This is a genomic window from Pseudonocardia ammonioxydans, from assembly GCF_900115005.1.
In the GTDB taxonomy this organism is placed as follows: Bacteria; Actinomycetota; Actinomycetes; order Mycobacteriales; family Pseudonocardiaceae; genus Pseudonocardia; species Pseudonocardia ammonioxydans.
Genome location: NZ_FOUY01000033.1, coordinates 16825 through 34416, shown reverse-complemented (window position 1 = coordinate 34416; position 17592 = coordinate 16825). Strand labels below are relative to the sequence as shown.

Here is a 17592-nt window from a genome sequence, read left to right as displayed (position 1 = left end):
CGACGCCGATTATTCTCGTCAGAACGACGCTGACCCATCCGCACTTTATCGTCGACTCGATACGAACCTGTCTTGCCCTGGGGATCCTCCAGCACCGACCGACCTTTCTCGCCAATTCGACAGCAATGTGGGAGGAACGACCGGGCTCGGGAACGACGTCCGGGCCGCGGTCGCGGCGGCGCTGCACCCGGTCCGGATGCCCGCCGACGTCGCCACCCGCATCCGGTCCCGGCTCGCCGCCGAGCCGCCTGCGCCCCGGGAGGCCACCGCATCCCGCCCGGGTGGGAGCCCGGGCTCCGGCACGCCGACCCCGGCCGTCCCGGAGCGCCGCCCGCCCCGGGACGCGGATCCGCCGGCGGGTCCGGCGGACCGGACCCGGCCGATGCGACCGACGGCCCCGGAACCGGAGATCGCGCCGCCGGGCCGGCACGTCCGCCCGGACCGCTCCTCCGCCCTGTGGCGGCCCCGACGCGGCCGGTGGGCCCGCCGGTCCGGCGGCGCGGGTTCCGGAGGTTCCACGGCCGGTTCCGGGCACCGCGCGGCGGTCCCCGCCGCCGGGCCGGGACGCGCACCGAACACGACCGCACCGAACACCACCGCACCGCCCGCGGGGCGCCGCCGAGGGCGCCGGGCCGCGGTGCTCCTCACCGTCCTGGCCGCCCTCGTCGCCGTCCCGGTGCTGGCCCGGCCCGCCCCCGGGCCCGTGCCCGTCGCGGGCACCGCGCCCGAGGCGCTGTGGCACGCGGCGGCCGGCGCGGACACCCCGGCGGGCCCGGCCGCGGCTCCGGACCGGGTGCGCTCCTGCCTCGCGGCCGCCGGCGACCCCGACCCGGACGCCCTGCTGCTCGCCTCCCGCCCGTACCCGGTGGCGGGGGAGCCGGGGATCCTGCTGGTGCTGGGGACCGGCCACGCCGGCCGGCACCGGCTCGTCGTCGTCGCACCGGACTGCTCGCGGGTGCTGGCCCGGACCCCGCCGTGAACGGGTGACCCACGGCGCGTTCGGCACGCACGGGGACGGGGAATGCCCGTGTCTAGGATCGCGTTCGAGCAGTACGAGCAGTGACGACACGCCATCCACGACACACCAGGCACGACACGGAGCCCGGCCCGCCGGGACCGCAGAGGCCGTCATCGCGCGCCCGCCGACCCGGTCGCGCCAGGAGGTATCGGTACCGGTGACCACCGACGACACGGTGCACAACCTGATCATCATCGGGTCCGGTCCGGCCGGCTACACCGCAGCGGTGTACGCCGCGCGGGCCCAACTCGCCCCGCTCGTGTTCGAGGGCAGCCAGTTCGGCGGCGCCCTGATGACCACGACCGACGTCGAGAACTACCCGGGCTTCACCGACGGCATCATGGGCCCCGACCTCATGGAGCAGATGCGCGGTCAGGCCAAGCGCTTCGGCGCCGACCTGCGCCCGCAGGACGTCGACGAGGTGCGGCTCGAGGGCGAGATCAAGGAGGTCCGGGTCGGGAAGGAGACCTTCCGGGCCCGCGCCGTGATCCTCGCGATGGGCGCCGAGCCGCGGTACCTGCACGTCCCCGGTGAGCAGGAGCTGCTCGGCCGCGGCGTCAGCTCGTGCGCCACCTGCGACGGGTTCTTCTTCCGCGACCAGAACATCGCCGTGATCGGCGGCGGGGACTCCGCGATGGAGGAGGCCACCTTCCTCACCCGCTTCGCCGAGACCGTCACGATCATCCACCGGCGCGACGAGTTCCGCGCCTCGAAGATCATGCTGGAGCGGGCGCAGAACGACCCGAAGATGCGCTGGCGCACCAACGCCGAGGTCACCGAGGTGACCGGCGAGGGGTCGGTCAAGCAGCTGCAGCTGCGCGACACCGTCACCGGTGAGGCCGACACGCTCGACGTGACCGGCATGTTCGTCGCCATCGGCCACGACCCGCGCAGCGCGCTGGTCCGCGGCCAGGTGGAGCTGGACGACGCGGGGTACGTGCTGGCGACCGACCGCAGCACCTACACGAACCTGCCGGGCGTGTTCGCCTGCGGCGACCTCGTCGACCACACCTACCGGCAGGCGATCACCGCGGCCGGCTCCGGCTGCTCGGCCGCGATCGACGCCGAGCGCTGGCTCGCCGGTCACCCGGTCAGCCCCGAGCTGGCCGGCGGCGGCTACGGGGACGCCCCGGTCGCCGAGGTCGCCGACGCCGCGCACTGACCCGCCCCACCCCCAGACCACCGGCCCCGGACCTGAAGGAGAAGCCATGGCCAACACCATCGACGTCACCACGAGCTCGTTCGACCAGGAGGTGCTCAAGAGCGAGAAGGCAGTCCTGGTCGACTTCTGGGCGACCTGGTGCGGTCCGTGCAAGATGGTCGCCCCGGTGCTCGACGAGATCGCCGGTGAGAACACCGAGAAGCTCACCGTCGCCAAGCTCGACATCGACGCGAACCCGGAGGTCGCCCGCGACTACCAGGTCATGTCGGTCCCGACCATGATCCTCTTCAGCGGCGGCAAGCCGGTGAAGCAGATCGTCGGCGCCAAGCCGAAGGCCGCTCTGCTCGCGGATCTCGCCGACCACATCTGAACCCCGCTCGTGCGCGAATAGCGCATCGAGATCACGTTGCGTGTCCCGGTTGATCACAACCGGGACACGCGCGTGTTCGCCCCACTGCACTCCTCCGGGGCCGGGGCAGGGCACAATGGGCCCGGCTACCTGCTCGGTTCACCGAGCGGAACCGACCGATCACGGGCGCCCTGCGGCGCCTGACGACTGCGAGCGAGGGGTGCATGCAGCTGCTCCGGCGCGGGGACTGCGGTCCGGCCGTACGCGAGATCCGGGCGACGCTCCGGCAGCTCGATCTGCTGCCGGACCAGCCGCCGGGCGCCACGGACGAGCACCTGTTCGACGACGAGGTGGACCACTCGGTCCGCATGTTCCAGCAGGGCCGCGGGCTCATCACCGACGGCATCGTCGGCCCCGACACCGCGCGGGCGCTGCGCGAGGCCGGCTGGTCGCTGGGTGACCGGATGCTGTCGTTCACCCTGTCCACCCCGACAACCGGCGACGACGTCGCCACCCTGCAGGAGCGGCTGCTCGAGCTGGGGTACAACCCGGGGCGTCCGAGCGGGCAGTTCGACCAGCAGACCGAGCAGGCGCTGCAGCGCTTCCAGCGCGACTACGGCATGACCCCGGACGGCGTGTGCGGCCCCGAGACGCTGCGCGCGCTGCGCCAGCTCGGCCGCAAGGTCACCGGTGGCCGCCCGCACCTGCTGCGCGAGCAGGAGCTGCTGCGCCGCGCCGGGCCGCGGATGCGGGGCAAACGCATCGTGATCGACCCCGGGCACGGCGGCACCGACCGCGGCGTCGAGGTCGCCGGCGTGACCGAGGCCGACCTCATGTGGGACCTGGCCCGCCGCCTGGTCGGGCGGATGTCGGCCACCGGCATGGAGGCGCTGCTCTCCCGCCCGGAGAACGGCAACCCGCCGGACGCCGAGCGCGCCCAGTTCGCCAACGACGTCGGCGCCGACCTGGTCGTGTCGCTGCACACCGACGCCAGCTTCAGCCCGCACGCCGAGGGACTCGCGACGTTCTACTTCGGCAACGGCTCGGGCACCACGTCCAACGTGGGCGAGGCGCTCGCCGGGCTGATCCAGCGCGAGTTGCTCACACGTACGTCCATGCAGGACTGCCGCAGCCAGACCTGCACCTGGGAGCTGGTGCGCCGTACCCGGATGCCCGCGGTGCGCGTCGAGGCGGGCTACCTGACCCACCTCGGGGACCGGCGGAAGCTGCTCGACCCGGGCTTCCGCGACGTCGTGGCCGAGGGCGTCCTCGTCGCCGTCAAGCGGCTCTACCTGCTCGGCCAGGACGACCAGCCGACCGGCACGTTCACGTTCAACGACGTGCTGGCCCGCGAGTACAGCCGGGACCGCAGCCGGGCGGTCTGAGCGGGCCCACCGGCCCGCCCGGCACCGTCCGTCAGCCCTCCGGCGGGACGAACGACACCGCACACCGCCCGGCCCGCGCCGGCGCGGCCGTGACCGGCGCGGCCGCCTGCAGCGGGATCGTGACCGTGTTGAACAGCTGCTCGAGCGCGGCCTCCACGTCGGACTTCCACTCGAGACCCGAGCGCAGCTCCATCCGCAGCCGCGGCCACCGGTGGTGCGGGCGCACCGTCTTGAACCCCACCGAACGCAGGAAGTCCGCCGGGACGACACAGTCGGCCTCGGTGCCCGGCCGGGCGTCGCCGAACGCCTCCACGGCCCGCACCCCACGCCGGGTCAGCTCCTTCACGACGGCCTGGGCGAGCGCCCGGCCGAGCCCCTCACCGGCGAACTCGGGCAGCACCTGCATGGTGGTGAGCAGAACGGCGTCCGCACTGACCGGTCCGGTCGGCATCTCGGTCGCCCGGGGGACCGACGCCGGTGGGGCGAACAGCACGTAACCGGCGGGTGCGCCGCCGACATAGACGATCCGGCCGCAGGAACCCCACTCGAGGAGGACCTCGGAGAGCCAGGCCTCCTTCTCCAGATCCGTCGTGCCGTAGCTCTCGGCCTGCTCGGCCGGCTTCGGCGAGAGCTCCCAGTAGACACAGTTGCGACACCGTTTGGGCAGATCGCCCAGATTGTCCAGATTGAGCGCGGCCACATGCCAGGACACGAACTCCGACCTCCGGCTGTCGTCGTGGCGCGGGAGACGCGCGGGTGCACGGAACGGCCGGCCGGACTGCGACCGCCTGCTCGATCGCTCCCGTACCGGCGCAACGGTCCGCCGTGACCTCGCTCCGCCTCCCGTCGAGCGTAGGCCGATTTCCGCAGATGCGTCACCCCGGACCGGCTCACCGGTCCGTTCCCCACGACGAGGGGCAGCGCGATCACCCGGCGCGGTTACACTCGGACAGGCACTTCGCGTTGCTGATCTTGCGGCAACCGAAGGCCCTGTGCCCGAAGTTTCATGTCGCCGAAGGGGAGCACGCCGATGGCCTCGCCCGACCGCCCGCAGCAGCCCGACGCCAGCCGCACCGCGGCCGCGGCGGCTGCAGCGGCAGGGGAGGGCCACGAGGTCGCTGCCCCCGGCACGGGATCGCGGGCGCTCCTGCCCCCCACGGAGCGGTTCGCCACCCGCACGGCCGGGATGACCGCCTCGGAGATCCGCGCGCTGTTCGCGGTCGCGAGCCGGCCGGAGGTCGTGTCGCTGGCCGGCGGGATGCCCAACCTCGCCGCGCTGCCGCTGCAGTCGCTCGCCTCCGAGGTCGCCGACCTCGTCGACGTCGACGGCATGACGGCGCTGCAGTACGGCTCCGCGCAGGGTGTCCCGCAGCTGCGCGAGCAGATCTGCGAGGTCATGCGGGAGGAGGGGATCGAGGGCGACCCGAACGACGTCGTCGTGACCGTCGGCTCGCAGATGGCACTCGACCTGCTCACCCGGATCTTCGTCGACCCCGGCGACGTGGTGCTGGCCGAGGGCCCGTCCTACGTCGGGGCGCTGGGCAGCTTCGCCGCCTACCAGGCGCGCGTCGTGCACGTCGCGATGGACGAGCACGGGCTGGTCCCGGCGCTGCTGCACGAGGCGCTCGACGCCCTCGACCGGCAGGGGATCACTCCGAAGTTCCTCTACACGATCCCGAACTTCCACAACCCGGCCGGCGTCACGCTGGCGCACGAGCGTCGCCCGCAGATCCTCGACCTGTGCCGTCGCTACGGCGTGATGGTGATCGAGGACAACCCGTACGGGATGCTCGGCTTCACCGGGGAGACGCACCCGGCACTGCGGTCCTACGACGCGGACGTCATCTACCTGGGGTCGTTCTCGAAGACCTTCGCCTCCGGCCTGCGGGTCGGCTGGGCGCTGGTTCCCCCACTGGTGCGGGACCGGCTCGTGCTGGCCGCGGAGTCGGCGACGCTGTGTCCGCCGTCGTTCACCCAGATGCTCGTGTCGCGCTACCTGTCGCACCACGACTGGCGCAGCCAGATCAAGACGTTCAGTGAGAACTACCGCGAGCGGCGGGACGCGATGATCGCCGCCCTGGAGACCTACCTGCCGGAGGGCTGCAGCTGGACGGTTCCCGACGGCGGGTTCTTCGTCTGGCTGACCGTGCCGGAGGGGGTCGACACGAAGGCGATGCTGCCACGGGCGGTCACCGCGCGGGTGGCCTACGCCTCGGGGACCGGCTTCTACGCCGACGGGTTCGGCAGCCGGCAGATCCGGCTGTCGTTCTGCTACCCGACGCCCGAGCGCATCGCCGAGGGCGTCCGGCGGCTGGCCGCGGTGCTGGAGGCGGAGCTCGACGTCGTCCGGACCTTCGGCGCCTCGGCGCGCACCGAGCTCAACCGCGGCCCCCAGACGCCGTCCCCGGACACCACCTGAGGTTCGTGTTCCACGTGGAACGCCCCGGGCGCCGACAGTCTCAGCTTCGGCGGCCCGGGGCGTTCGGCGTTCCGGAGGCATGGCGCAGAATGCCCGGGTGAGCGATCGAACGGTGGCCGTGCTGGCCGGAGGCCTGTCCCACGAACGCGAGGTGTCCCTGCGATCCGGGCGACGCCTCGCCGGCGCGCTGCGCGCCAACGGCGTCGACGTCCGCGAGTGGGACGTCGACAGCGCGCTCCTCGAGCGGCTCGACACCGACCGGCCGGATGTCGTCGCGGTCGCACTGCACGGTGGGGAAGGGGAGAACGGCGCCGTCCAGCAGGTGCTGGAGCTTCTCGGCATCCCGTTCGTCGGGACGCCGTCGGGAGCCTGCCGGCGGGCGTGGGACAAGCCGAGCGTGAAGGCCGAGCTCGTCCGGGCCGGCCTGTCGACGCCGGAGTGGGTGGCCCTGCCCCACTCGACCTTCCGCGAGCTGGGCGCGCGAGGGGTCCTCGACGCGATCGTCGAGCGGATCGGGCTCCCGCTGGTGCTCAAGCCGGACCAGGGCGGGTCCGCGCTCGGCGTCCAGGTGGTGCACAGCGCCGACGATCTGCCGGCCGCCATGGTGAGCACCTTCGCCTACGCCGACACCGTGCTCGCCGAGCGCTTCGTGACGGGGACCGAGGTCGCCGTGTCCGTGGTGCACGACGGTGACGAGCCGCGCGCACTGCCCCCGGTCGAGGTCGAGGTGCCGTCCGGCTTCTACGACTACACGTGCCGCTACACCCCGGGTGCGGCGACCTTCCACTGTCCGGCCCGGTTGCCGCAGGACGTTCTCCGGACGCTGGCGGACACCGCGCTCGACGCGCACCGCCTGCTCGGCATGCGGGACATCTCCCGGATGGACGCGATCGTGGACTCGTCGGGCGCGGTGCAGGTCCTCGAGATGAACGTGTCGCCCGGACTGACCGACACCTCACTGCTGCCGACCGCGGTCGCGGCCGACGGCACGGACCTCGCGACCGTCTACCAGGCGCTCGTCGAACGCGCCGCCACGCGGCAGGGCTGACGTGTTTCACGTGGAACCACGCATCGTCGGGTGGTTCCACGTGGAACATCGCGGTCGGGTACGCCCGCGTCCGGTGGCGTCGCCCGCCACGAGGTCGTCATCGCTCACCGCTGGTCGGGGAGTCCCGGACGCCACGCCGGGTGTCCCGTATCGGGCGGTCGACGGCGGACCGCGGCCGGTGCCTCCACCGAACCGCGGAGGGGCGCTCGAGCCCGCCCTCTCCGGGTACGCGCTCGACCCGGACCTGCCACACCACCCGGCCCACCCGCCCCACGTCTCCGACCGCTCGAGCATTTTGGTACCCCCGCTACGGCGGCCCTGAGGTCGCGACGACGACCGGGACCGGACCACGCAGCATCCACGGCCCTGTTGGAGTAGATCCGCGTCGTGCAGCGGCGCGGACCACTGGACTTCCGCCGGTACTGCGGTCATGAGCACCCCGGTTCCACGTGGAACCTCTCCACAGCGGAGTCCCTGCGCGGACGGGAGCCACCCGGCCCGGCTCACGTGGCCGGTCGGGAGCGACGCTCACTCGACCACCACGCGGAGGACCGCGACCTCGGTGCCGGCGGCCGGTCGCGCTGCGCCGACCCACGGCGATTGCCCGCACCCGAGCAGCCCACCGCCGTCCGCGTGCCTGTCGACACCGTGCAGCACCTCGGAGTGGCTCCGCTGCTCGAGCACGGCGACCTCCTTCAGCGAGGCCGGCGACACGGCGGCGAAGCCCGGCCTCATGATGCGCAGTACGGATCCTTCGACACCGTCGTTCCGACCACCGCCCGTACATCGGCGCCCCGCCGCGCCCCGTTCGGCGGAGCACCGGCGCATCCGCTCCCGGCGCCGGACCCACGAGCGAGACGGCCTTCGCGGGGGAGTGGCTCCGGGTGAGTCTCGCGGAGCCGTCGGCGGCCTCGAGAACGCGCCATCCGGCTCCGCGCACGGGGCTACGCCAGTGGCGGGTGTGGCGCACCGCGCGGTTGCTGCGGTCGTCCTCCGGCCTGGGCGGCGGTGCGGAACGACCCATGTCGCACCATCAGCACGCAGTCCGCGCGCGGCTGGGTTCCACGTGGAACGGCGTCGCGCAGTCCCAGCCCCGCAAGTGGCGATTCACCTGGACGCCGCGGGCACCGCGCTCGCCGTGGCCTCCGGGGGTGGCCGGCACCAGCGAGTCGATCCCGGCGAACCCCGGCACGAGTCCCGCCGCCGGCGCCCCGGCGTCCACGTCGGTCCGGAACAGCGTCGACACCAGCCCGACCAGGAGTGGCACAGCATCGCGCGCTCGCGCGGCTCGGAATAATCACGCTCCACCTGGAACGGGATCGCGCGGCCCGGGCGACATGGTCCTGTTTCACGTGGAACGGCATCGCCCACACACACGCGCGGGGTGGCACGGTCACGTCATCTGGATCAGCGTCGCCCGCCCCCGGCCCAGCACGGCGGCGTCTCACATGGGGGCCGGCGTCGCGCAGATCGCGCCTCCCGGAATGGTCACGTTTCACGTGGAACGGCATCGCGCCGTCCCGCCGGGCACGGCCGCGCTTCACGTCGCACAGCGTCGACCGGCCCCGGGCGTGGCACCGTCGTGTTTCACGTGGAACGAGGTCTCCCGGTACCGGGGTGCACGATCACGGTTCACAGGAAACAGCACCGCCCGGCACACCGGCGGGCACGGCCTGCTTCATGCGGAACAGAACCGCCGCGTCGCACGCAGCGGACGCGCGCGGAGGGTGGTGATCCCGCGACCGCGCGCCCGTGGTCCCGCGCCGCGCACCGCGATCGCCGTGCCGGTGATGCAGCGCGCCGGCGCCGTGTCTCGAACTGCCCGGGGACGCGGGCATCGTCGAAGCGCGCGGGTGCCTGCTCGTGGCCACACCGAGGGCCCGGACGGACGTGACGACCCGGTGGGGCCGGTCGCGCACAGCACACCGGTGCGTTCGTCCTGCGGAGCGATACCGGCCGACTGATCGTCCCGCCCAACCTCGTACGCCCCGTCGTGATCGCGCCGATCGCGTACGCCATCGGCGAGCACGGCGAGCTCCACGGTGGCGCGCAAGGTCGGCCCTAGGGCCGGCCTGTGGGCGTACCGACGACTCCGGACTCCACCAGGTTCGGCATCGCCACCGGCGGGCGGACGGCGGCCCGTCGACGCCGGACGACCGCACGAGCTGGTGCGCGTCGCCGCGGTGGCGCCCTGCCTCGCCCGCCGACGCCTGTGTCCACACCGATCATCACGCCTCGTCCGCAGGCCGGACCGAGTCGGCGTCCGCGCCCCGGGCGCAGCGCCGGTAGATCCTTCTGATGGCCATGGACATGGAGGACGGCAGGACTGATCCATGAGGCACCGTGCCGGGCCGGGCGCACGACGGCGTCCCCGGTGCCGAGGCACCGCCGGCACCGACGGTCCTCTCGATGCGACGACGAGGCCGGAGCCCTGTTCCACGTGAAACACGACCGCGGGACACAGCGCCGGGAGCCAGCCCGACCCGGTACGTCCCGCGAGCCGCTCGCTCGCAAGGTGCGCGCCCCAGCCGCGCACACCCGCGGCTCCTCGAGCCGCGCGGGGGGTGGGGCAGGGACCTCTTCGCCCGGGTGATCCGCAGACCGCGCCTACGCCGGCTCGCCCCCACGGACCTCGACGCCGTCAGGCGTCACCGTTCTCAGCCTTCCGATCACCCGGGGAAACGGCCCCGTTCGCCGACAGGGACCCGGGGGAGGGGAGTCGATCGGTGACCTCTACCCGGCCGGGAAGCGGATCGCCGGCCGCACACGACCTGTGCCGCCCCAGACCACCGTCCCGACCGCCGTGCGCATCGACCGGACCACCTCCGGCGCCTCGACGCTCGGGCACGAGCGGCTGAGCGTGCCGCGACGATGACGAGGTCGGTGACGGCGTCGTGGATCCCTGACCACGGTGCCGCCCTCGTCGTCCGGGCCCTGCCGCCGGCGCGGACCACCCTCCCGGCCGCGCCGGCCCGGCACGCTCCGCCCTCTGGACCGGGCGGAGATCGGGTCGCTGTACACGGCGGTGGGGCGGTGCCCCACCGCCGCCCGCACCGGGCTGCGCCGGAACGCCGACGATGCTCGACCGGCAGTGAGTGCGGTGCGGTGTACCGGCGGCCCCCCACAACAGCCGATGGCTGAGCACCCGGGGGCGGCGCCCGGCGCCCTCGCCGGCTGGTCGGCCACGGCGATGCTCGGGGCCGCGAAGCCGGGCGGCGCAGAAGTGATTGGCATGCCCACCTCACGGTCGAGCGTGAGCCGAGGGCGCGGCCCGGGGAGTGCCCCGGGCGGGTGCCCAGCCGACGGTCGGCCGCCCTCCGTCCACGGCACCGGCTCAGGGCAGTGCGTACGGAACGCCCGCGTCCGGTGCTGTTCCGGTCACGCCGCAGCCGGGCGGGCAACGGTTCACGGACCCCGGCAGATGGAGCGGCGGCCGTATGCCGGGATCCCACAGCGAGACCTACCTCGAGCAGAACGAGCTCGGCGACGACCTGCCCGACAGCGACCTGTTTGGCGCCAGTGCCTTCGACGGCGTCCACCTCGGCCCGCAACCCGCTCCCCGACACGGCCCGGCCACCCGGTGAGCCGTACACCGGTCGCTCGGCCTCCCTGCGCCGGCCGTAGTGCACTCGAATAGTTGAAATCGAAAGCGAATGGCCTCGAAGGACCACTCGAGCCGAGCCACACGCCCGAAATCGCCCTCAAATGATCGGGGAGGGCCTCGAACATCATCCCAGGCCCACGACCCGGGCGACACACCGATGAGGCCACACGGGACGAATCACAGCGTCCTGAGATCGCCGCTGCCGACGAGATCACCGGATCGGAACAGGGACACACCCCGGAGCCGGTCGGCCTCCGTACGCGGGGGAGCGGACCGACGCCGGCGCCCCTCAGTCCTGTTCGCGGAGACCCATCATCCCGGTGATGCGGTCCAGGTCCTCGACCGAACCGAACTCGACGACGATCCGGCCCTTCCGCTGACCCATCTCCACCTTCACCCGGGTGTCGAAGGTGTCGGAGAGCCGATCGGCCATCTCGGTGAACTCGGGGCGTTCCTCGGCCCGCTTCCGGGACCGGCGCTCCCGCTGCGGGCCGTCCTGCCGGGCGAGCACCACGGCCTCCTCGGTGGCCCGCACCGACATGCCCTCGGCGACGATGCGGGTCGCCAGATCCTCCTGCAGTCCGGCGTCCTCCAGCCCGAGCAGCGCCCGGGCGTGCCCGGCCGACAGGACACCGGCGGCGACCCGCCGCTGCACCGTCACGGGCAGCTTCAGCAACCGGATCATGTTCGTGACGACCGGGCGGCTCCGGCCGAGACGATCGGCGAGCTCCGCGTGTGTCACCCCGAACTCGCCGAGCAGCTGCTCGTAGGCGGCTGCCTCCTCCAGCGGGTTCAGCTGGACCCGATGGATGTTCTCCAGCAGCGCGTCGCGGAGCATGACGTCGTCGGCGGTGTGCCGGACGATCGCCGGGAGCGTCTCCAGCGCGGCCCGCTGGGCGGCGCGCCACCGGCGCTCGCCCATGATCAGCTCGTAGCTGCGACCGACCCGCCGCACCACGATCGGCTGCAGCAGCCCGAACTCGCGGATCGAGTGCTCGAGCTCGGAGAGCTGCTCCTCGTCGAACTGCGTCCGCGGCTGTTTCGGATTGGGGACGATCCGGTCCAGCGGGATCTCGCGGTACTCGGCACCGCCGTCGACCACCCGCGGCTCGGCCTCGGTCGCGGCGTCGTCGCGTGGCACGGCCGGGGCGGGCCGGTGCAGCGGGGCTCCGGGGCTCGAGGGCTGCGCCTCGGGCTCGGCCGGCCCGGTGGGGATCAGCGCGGCCAGTCCACGACCGAGACCGCCCTTGCGCTCTGCCATCAACGGACCTCTGTCATGTCAGCTGTCATGTCAGCGTCCACCCGGGCGGTAGGCGCCGGTGGCACCGTGCTCGGCGATCTCCCGGGCCGCGTCGACATAGCTCATGGCCCCACGTGAGCCGGGGTCGTAGGCGAGCACCGTCTGGCTGTAGCCGGGCGCCTCGGAGACCTTCACACTGCGCGGGACGACGGTGCGCAGCACCGTCGGGCCGAAGTGCTGACGCACCTCGGAGGTGACCTGGTCGGCCAGCTTCGTCCGGCCGTCGTACATGGTCAGCAGGATCGTCGACACGTGCAGCGACGTGTTGAGGTGCGACCGGACCAGATCGATGTTGGACAGGAGCTGGCCCAGGCCCTCCAGCGCGTAGTACTCGCACTGGATCGGGATCAGCACCTCGGACGCCGCCACCAGGGCGTTCACCGTGAGCAGCCCGAGCGAGGGCGGGCAGTCGATCAGGACGTAGTCGATGTCCAGCTCGGCCAGCGCGTCGTCGTGCAGCGCCTGGGACAGCCGCGACTCGCGCGCGACCATGCTGACCAGCTCGATCTCCGCGCCGGCCAGGTCGATCGTGGCCGGTACGCAGAGCAGGTTGGGCGACGCCGAGCTGACGGCGACGGCCTCCTGCAGCCCGATCTCGCCGAGCATCACCTCGTACACCGACGGGGTGCCCGTCCGGTGCTCGACACCGAGCGCGGTGCTGGCGTTGCCCTGCGGGTCGAGGTCGACGACGAGTACCCGGATCCCGTGCATGGCGAGCGCGGCGGCCAGGTTCACGGTGCTGGTGGTCTTCCCGACGCCGCCCTTCTGGTTCGCGACACCCAGGATCCGTCGTTCAGCCGGCCGTGGCATGCCGTGGCCGTCGGGGTGCAGGACGCGGGCAGCCCTCGCGGCCTCGTCCGCGATGGGGGTCCAACCGAGACTCACGCGCGGCCCTCTCTCCCTCGAATCCCGTCCCGATGTTTCACGTGGAACAGCCGAGGACGGTGTCCTACTCATCATCGCCGTTCTTTCCTCCGCTTGGGGCGGGGCGCGCCGATGCGGGGGATCTCGACCACCGTGGTCAGGGGATCCACGACGCCGTCACCGACCTCGTGGATCCTGGCGTCGCCGCCACCGAGCGCCCGGACCGCGGTCGCGTCGCGGGCGATCTCCTCCGGTGCGGAGGCTCCCTTGAGCACCAGCATCGCACCCCCCGGACGCAGCAGGGGCAGACAGAGCCCCGCGAGCCGGGCGAGCGGCCCGACGGCCCGGGCGGTGACCACGTCGGCGCCCTCCCATCGTCGCAGAACGGCGGGCTCCTCGGCGCGCCCGCGCTCGACGGCGACGTCGAGCCCGAGGTCGGCGATCACCTCGTCCAGCCAGTCCACCCGCCGGGCCAGCGGTTCGATCAACACGATCCGCAGGTCCGGACGGGCCAGTGCCAACGGTATCCCGGGCAGTCCCGCCCCGGAGCCGACATCGACGACCTTCGCGTCGGACGGTACGACCTCGGCGAGGACCGCGGAGTTCAGCACGTGCCGGTCCCACAGGCGGTCGTGCTCCCGCGGCCCGATCAGGCCTCGCTCGATCCCGGAGGTGGCCAGGTGTTCGACGTAGCGGGCGGCCAGGCCGACCCGCTCGCCGAAGACCGTTCCGGCGACCTCCGGAGCCGGTGCCGCCGCTCCGCCGGTGTTCTGCTCGGTGCTCACCTCTTGTGCACGACGACCTGACGGCGAGGCTCCTCGCCCTCGCTCTCGCTGATGACGCCCTTCACCGTCGCGACGGCGTCGTGGACGACCTTGCGCTCGAACGGCGTCATCGGGCGGAGGCGGGCCGACTCACCGGACGCCTTGACCTCCTTGGCCGTCTCCGTGCCCAGTTCGGTCAGCTCGTCGCGGCGGCGCCGGCGCCAGCCGGCGACGTCCAGCATGAGCCGGCTGCGGCTGCCGAGCTGCTGCTGCACGGCGAGCCGGGCGAGCTCCTGCAGGCTCTCCAGCACCGAGCCCCGGTCACCGACCAGCTTCTCCAGGTCGGCGTCGCCCTCGCTGCCCTCGATGCTGACGATCGCGCGGCCGCCCTCGACGTCGAGGTCGATGTCGCCGTCGTAGTCCAGGATGTCGAGCAGGCGCTCCAGGTAGTCACCGGCGACGTCGCCCTCCTGGATCAGCAGGTCGTCACCGGACGGCTTGGCCTGCACGTCTGCACCCTCGGCAGGATCCTTCGCTGTGGTGGGCACGTGCTTCTCCTCTCGCTTGCGGTACGCGGATGCGCTGCGCCGGGCCCGCGCGGCGGTCGGGGTCCGCCGGGGCCGTCGTGGCGCGCGGGTTCACTGGGTCAGCGGCGCTTACCGCGCTTGGACTTCGCTCCCTGACGGCGCTGCACCGGTTTGGCACCGGGCTTCTTCGCGCCGTTCTTGCCGGACCCGTTCCGGGTCGAGCCGTTCTGGTTCGAACGGTTCTGGGTAGAGCTGTTCTGGGGCGAGCCGTTCTGGGCCGGGCCGTTCTGGGCCGAGCCGTTGCGGGAGGCGCCGTCACCGGCCGGGGAGTCTCCGGCGGTGGCGTCGGCAGCCGTGTCCGTCGCGTCGACGCCGGCTGTGTCGGCACTGGCCGCGTCGGGGGAGCCGGCCGGCTCGGCGTCCACCTGCTCGTCGACGGTCGTGGCGTCCTTCGGAGCGGTCCGGCCGTTCTTGCGGACCGGCTTCTGGCCGGGCCGCGGGGCGAGTGCCTTGGCCGACTCGGCGGCCTTCTCCTGCTTCTCCGCGTCCTCGGCGTCGATCTTCTTGTAGACGTGGTGCTGCTGCCACAGCGTCCACAGGTTGTTGGAGACCCAGTAGAAGAGCACGGCCAGCGGCAGGAACGGCGCACCGACGACGACACCGATCGGGAACACGTAGAGCATCAGCTTCTGCATGATCTCGGTCTGCGGGTTCGACGCCGTGGTGCCGGCCGCGATCTGCGCCTGCTGGCGGGCCACCGAGTGGCGCGCGGTGATGTGCGTGAAGACACCAGCCATGATCATCAGCGGGATCATGACGAGCCACTGGGACAGGTAGTTGCCACCGAGGGCCTCGACCGAGGCGGTGTTCTGCAGCGGCCAGATCGCCGAGCCGAGCTTCGACCCGAGCAGGTTCGACTCGACGAAGGAGGCGTTCTCCTGCGCGTTGAAGAAGTAGTTCTCGGTCTTGCCCGGCTTGAACTCGCGCAGCACGTGGAACAGACCGATGAAGACCGGGATCTGCACCAGGATCGGCAGGCAGCCCATCAGCGGGTTGGCGCCGTTCTGCTGCTGGAGCTTCTGCATCTCCGTGGCGAGCTTCTGCCGGTCGTTGGCGTACTTCTTCCGGAGCTTCTGCATCTCCGGCGCCATCTCCTGCATCTTGCGCATGGAGCGGACCTGCGTCACGAACGGCTTGTAGAGGATCAGCCGCAGGGTGAAGACCAGGAAGACCACCGACAGCGCCCAGGCGAAGCCGTTGTCCTCGCCCAGCACGAAGCCGAACACCTTGTGCCAGACCCACATGATGAAGCTGACGGGGTAGTAGATGAAGTCCAGCACGGGTGTGTTGCTCCTCGGGGTCTCGGGTCGGTCCGCTGCACGGCGGTCCGCGCCGCTCTAGAGGCCTTCGGTTCGGGACGGGTCGGTGGGCGCCGGGTCCGCGGCGCCGGGCTCGGGCCCGCTGCGTCCCGGACCGCGCGGCGGAGGTACCGGGTCCCACCCGCCAGGGTGCCACGGTGCGCAGCGCAGCAGACGCCAGACGGTCAGCCCGATACCGCGGATCGCACCGTGGACGGTGAGGGCCTCGACGGCGTAGGCGCTGCAGCTCGGCATGAAGCGGCAGCTCGGCAGGAGGTTCGGGGAGATCCACACCTGGTACCAGCGGACGGCCGCGACAGCGGCCCGGGCGCCGAGCGTGCGGGGAGCCTGCGGGGGCGGCTCGTGGGACGACGCCGTGTCGCCGGGGTCGAAGTCGGAGCCGGACTGGTCGGAGCCGGACTGGTCGGAGCCGGAGTGGTCGGAGTCCGACCGGTCGGAGACGGACCGGTGCGAGTCGCAGTGGTCCGGGCCGCGATGGTCGGCGGCAGCGCAGTCGGGATCCGGGCCGTCGGAACCGCGGGCGGACGAGCAGGTGCCGGACGGACGATCGGTGTCGGTGTCGGTATCTGTACGGCCGGTGTCGGTACGGCCCGGGGGAGCGACGCGGTCGCTTCCGGAGGCCGCGTGTCCGTCCACGTCCCCGGAGCGGACGGCGCCGCGCGGTGCGGCGTCCCGGTCCTCGCTCATCGGGTCCTCCTCGACGACGGCGGTCGTCCCGCGGCTCACCGCGGGCCGTCCTGCGCGGGCTCCGACCGCCGGGTGCCGTTCCGGTTGCGGGGCCGGCGGGCCGCCCGCAGCGCCGAGTCCAGGTCTGCGCCCAGCTCCGCGGACGAGGCTGTCCCCGCCGGCGGCAGGGCCCGGACGACGAGGGCGGCCCCCGGCGGGAGCGTCTCCAGCCGGTCGGCCACGAGGTGCCGCAGCCGCCGGGTGACCCGGTGCCGGACGACCGCGTTGCCGACGGCCTTGCTCACGACGAAACCCGCCCTCGGCGAGACGTGCTCGGGCACGCCGCCGGGGCGGGTCAGGTCGAGGTGCACCACCAGCCGCGAGCGGCCGGCGCGCCGACCGCGCCGGATCGTCGAGGCGAACTCGGGCCGGCGGGTGAGCCGGGCGCGGGCCGGCAGCACGGCGCGGGCCGGTGGGGGCGCCGGTCGGTCAGGCCGAGACGCTGCTGCGCCCCTTGCGGCGGCGCGCAGCGAGGATCGCGCGGCCGGCGCGGGTGCGCATGCGCAGCCGGAAGCCGTGCACCTTGGCCCGGCGGCGGTTGTTCGGCTGAAAAGTACGCTTGCTCACGGTGGGCACTCCTGGTCGGCTGTTCGCAGGCGCCCTGCGACGCCGAGATCTCTACGGTCACTGGCACGGGGTTCGTGGGCCACCGGTCGTCGCACCGGCTCCCCCCGTGCGGGCGGGAGACCGTCGCAGGACGGGCGCGACACGCCCCTCCTGACCAGTGTCCGGTGGACAAGGGTACGCAGCGCGTTTCAGAGGGGTCAAACCACCCCCGCCCCCGTCCTCGCGGCCCACCGGGAGCCCGCAGCGGAGGCTGCTGCTAGCGTCGCCGATCCCGCCTCTGACCGGCGGGACGTCACGACCGTTCGCGCCGTGCCGGGAACGACCACAGAGCACGTCAGACCACTATCGACACAGTCGACGCTCGAGACCGCAGTCAGCACTCGGGACGTCGCTGAACCCGACCACCCGGCCGCCCCGATGCGTGCCGGGCGGGCAGTGCTGCGTACCTTTACGCACAAGTGTGGACAACTCTGGGGATAC

At 72.8% G+C, this 17592-nt stretch carries 18 protein-coding genes; 7 read left to right on the top strand and 11 right to left on the bottom strand.

All coding sequences use genetic code 11. From position 1 onward, the window contains the following. The first annotated feature begins 127 nt into the window (after window positions 1-127). The 4 genes from BM093_RS25350 (at window position 128) to BM093_RS25335 (ending at window position 3914) form a co-directional block, all read left to right on the top strand. A complete protein-coding gene (locus tag BM093_RS25350; protein WP_093350754.1) occupies window positions 128-979 on the top strand; it encodes a hypothetical protein in 852 nt (283 codons plus the stop codon). A 196-nt stretch (window positions 980-1175) separates the two neighbouring features. Further along, window positions 1176-2180, top strand: a complete 1005-nt coding sequence (gene trxB, locus BM093_RS25345; protein WP_093350749.1) for a thioredoxin-disulfide reductase — start codon at window positions 1176-1178, stop codon at window positions 2178-2180. A gap of 46 nt (window positions 2181-2226) precedes the next feature. Further along, on the top strand, window positions 2227-2550 hold the full coding sequence (gene trxA / locus BM093_RS25340; RefSeq protein ID WP_093350745.1) for a thioredoxin: 324 nt from the start codon (window positions 2227-2229) through the stop codon (window positions 2548-2550). Window positions 2551-2753: 203 nt separating this feature from the next. Further along, window positions 2754-3914: an N-acetylmuramoyl-L-alanine amidase gene (locus tag BM093_RS25335; RefSeq protein WP_093350741.1), complete on the top strand. Its 1161-nt coding sequence runs from the start codon at window positions 2754-2756 to the stop codon at window positions 3912-3914. 31 nt (window positions 3915-3945) lie between these two features. On the opposite strand, the gene BM093_RS25330 is transcribed toward BM093_RS25335, so the two are convergent. Beyond that, complete coding sequence (locus BM093_RS25330; RefSeq protein WP_177238701.1) at window positions 3946-4626, bottom strand: GNAT family N-acetyltransferase; 681 nt, start codon at window positions 4624-4626, stop codon at window positions 3946-3948. A gap of 318 nt (window positions 4627-4944) precedes the next feature. Here BM093_RS25330 and BM093_RS25325 point away from each other — a divergent pair, with 318 nt between their 5' ends. Then, the gene (locus tag BM093_RS25325; RefSeq protein WP_245773787.1) at window positions 4945-6333 is read left to right on the top strand and encodes an aminotransferase-like domain-containing protein; all 1389 of its coding nucleotides are present in this window, start codon (window positions 4945-4947) and stop codon (window positions 6331-6333) included. Window positions 6334-6430: 97 nt separating this feature from the next. Next, window positions 6431-7381 carry a D-alanine--D-alanine ligase family protein gene (locus BM093_RS25320; protein ID WP_093350873.1) on the top strand — a complete coding sequence of 317 codons (951 nt, stop codon included), beginning with the start codon at window positions 6431-6433 and terminating at the stop codon, window positions 7379-7381. Between the two features lie 528 nt (window positions 7382-7909). Here BM093_RS25320 and BM093_RS25315 read toward each other — a convergent pair. Next, window positions 7910-8116, bottom strand: a complete 207-nt coding sequence (locus BM093_RS25315; RefSeq protein ID WP_093350731.1) for a hypothetical protein — start codon at window positions 8114-8116, stop codon at window positions 7910-7912. Between the two features lie 298 nt (window positions 8117-8414). Further along, window positions 8415-8648, bottom strand: coding sequence for a hypothetical protein (locus BM093_RS25310; protein ID WP_093350726.1), 234 nt, complete (start codon window positions 8646-8648; stop codon window positions 8415-8417). A gap of 2170 nt (window positions 8649-10818) precedes the next feature. On the opposite strand from BM093_RS25310, the gene BM093_RS36160 reads away from it, so the two are divergent. Continuing rightward, window positions 10819-10965 (top strand): hypothetical protein, encoded by a 147-nt coding sequence (locus tag BM093_RS36160; RefSeq protein ID WP_177238700.1) that lies wholly within the window; start codon window positions 10819-10821, stop codon window positions 10963-10965. A 309-nt stretch (window positions 10966-11274) separates the two neighbouring features. On the opposite strand, the gene BM093_RS25305 is transcribed toward BM093_RS36160, so the two are convergent. The 8 genes from BM093_RS25305 to rpmH all read right to left on the bottom strand — a co-directional run bounded on the left by BM093_RS25305 (window position 11275) and on the right by rpmH (window position 17112). Beyond that, window positions 11275-12246, bottom strand: coding sequence for a ParB/RepB/Spo0J family partition protein (locus BM093_RS25305; RefSeq protein ID WP_093350721.1), 972 nt, complete (start codon window positions 12244-12246; stop codon window positions 11275-11277). 30 nt (window positions 12247-12276) lie between these two features. Beyond that, complete coding sequence (locus BM093_RS25300) at window positions 12277-13170, bottom strand: ParA family protein (RefSeq protein ID WP_425439199.1); 894 nt, start codon at window positions 13168-13170, stop codon at window positions 12277-12279. Between the two features lie 71 nt (window positions 13171-13241). Beyond that, on the bottom strand, window positions 13242-13934 hold the full coding sequence (gene rsmG, locus BM093_RS25295) for a 16S rRNA (guanine(527)-N(7))-methyltransferase RsmG (RefSeq protein ID WP_093350711.1): 693 nt from the start codon (window positions 13932-13934) through the stop codon (window positions 13242-13244). Beyond that, the gene (locus tag BM093_RS25290) at window positions 13931-14461 is read right to left on the bottom strand and encodes a Jag family protein (protein ID WP_093350706.1); all 531 of its coding nucleotides are present in this window, start codon (window positions 14459-14461) and stop codon (window positions 13931-13933) included. The genes rsmG and BM093_RS25290 overlap by 4 nt, the downstream gene beginning before the upstream one ends. Before the next feature lie 98 nt (window positions 14462-14559). Next, window positions 14560-15780 carry a membrane protein insertase YidC gene (yidC, locus tag BM093_RS25285; protein WP_093350702.1) on the bottom strand — a complete coding sequence of 407 codons (1221 nt, stop codon included), beginning with the start codon at window positions 15778-15780 and terminating at the stop codon, window positions 14560-14562. Window positions 15781-15837: 57 nt separating this feature from the next. Next, window positions 15838-16545 carry a membrane protein insertion efficiency factor YidD gene (gene yidD, locus BM093_RS38000; RefSeq protein ID WP_342743040.1) on the bottom strand — a complete coding sequence of 236 codons (708 nt, stop codon included), beginning with the start codon at window positions 16543-16545 and terminating at the stop codon, window positions 15838-15840. Beyond that, on the bottom strand, window positions 16542-16946 hold the full coding sequence (gene rnpA / locus BM093_RS25275; RefSeq protein ID WP_093350697.1) for a ribonuclease P protein component: 405 nt from the start codon (window positions 16944-16946) through the stop codon (window positions 16542-16544). The genes yidD and rnpA overlap by 4 nt, the downstream gene beginning before the upstream one ends. Window positions 16947-16974: 28 nt before the next feature. Then, window positions 16975-17112, bottom strand: coding sequence for a 50S ribosomal protein L34 (gene rpmH / locus BM093_RS25270; RefSeq protein ID WP_093350863.1), 138 nt, complete (start codon window positions 17110-17112; stop codon window positions 16975-16977). Window positions 17113-17592 lie beyond the last annotated feature (480 nt).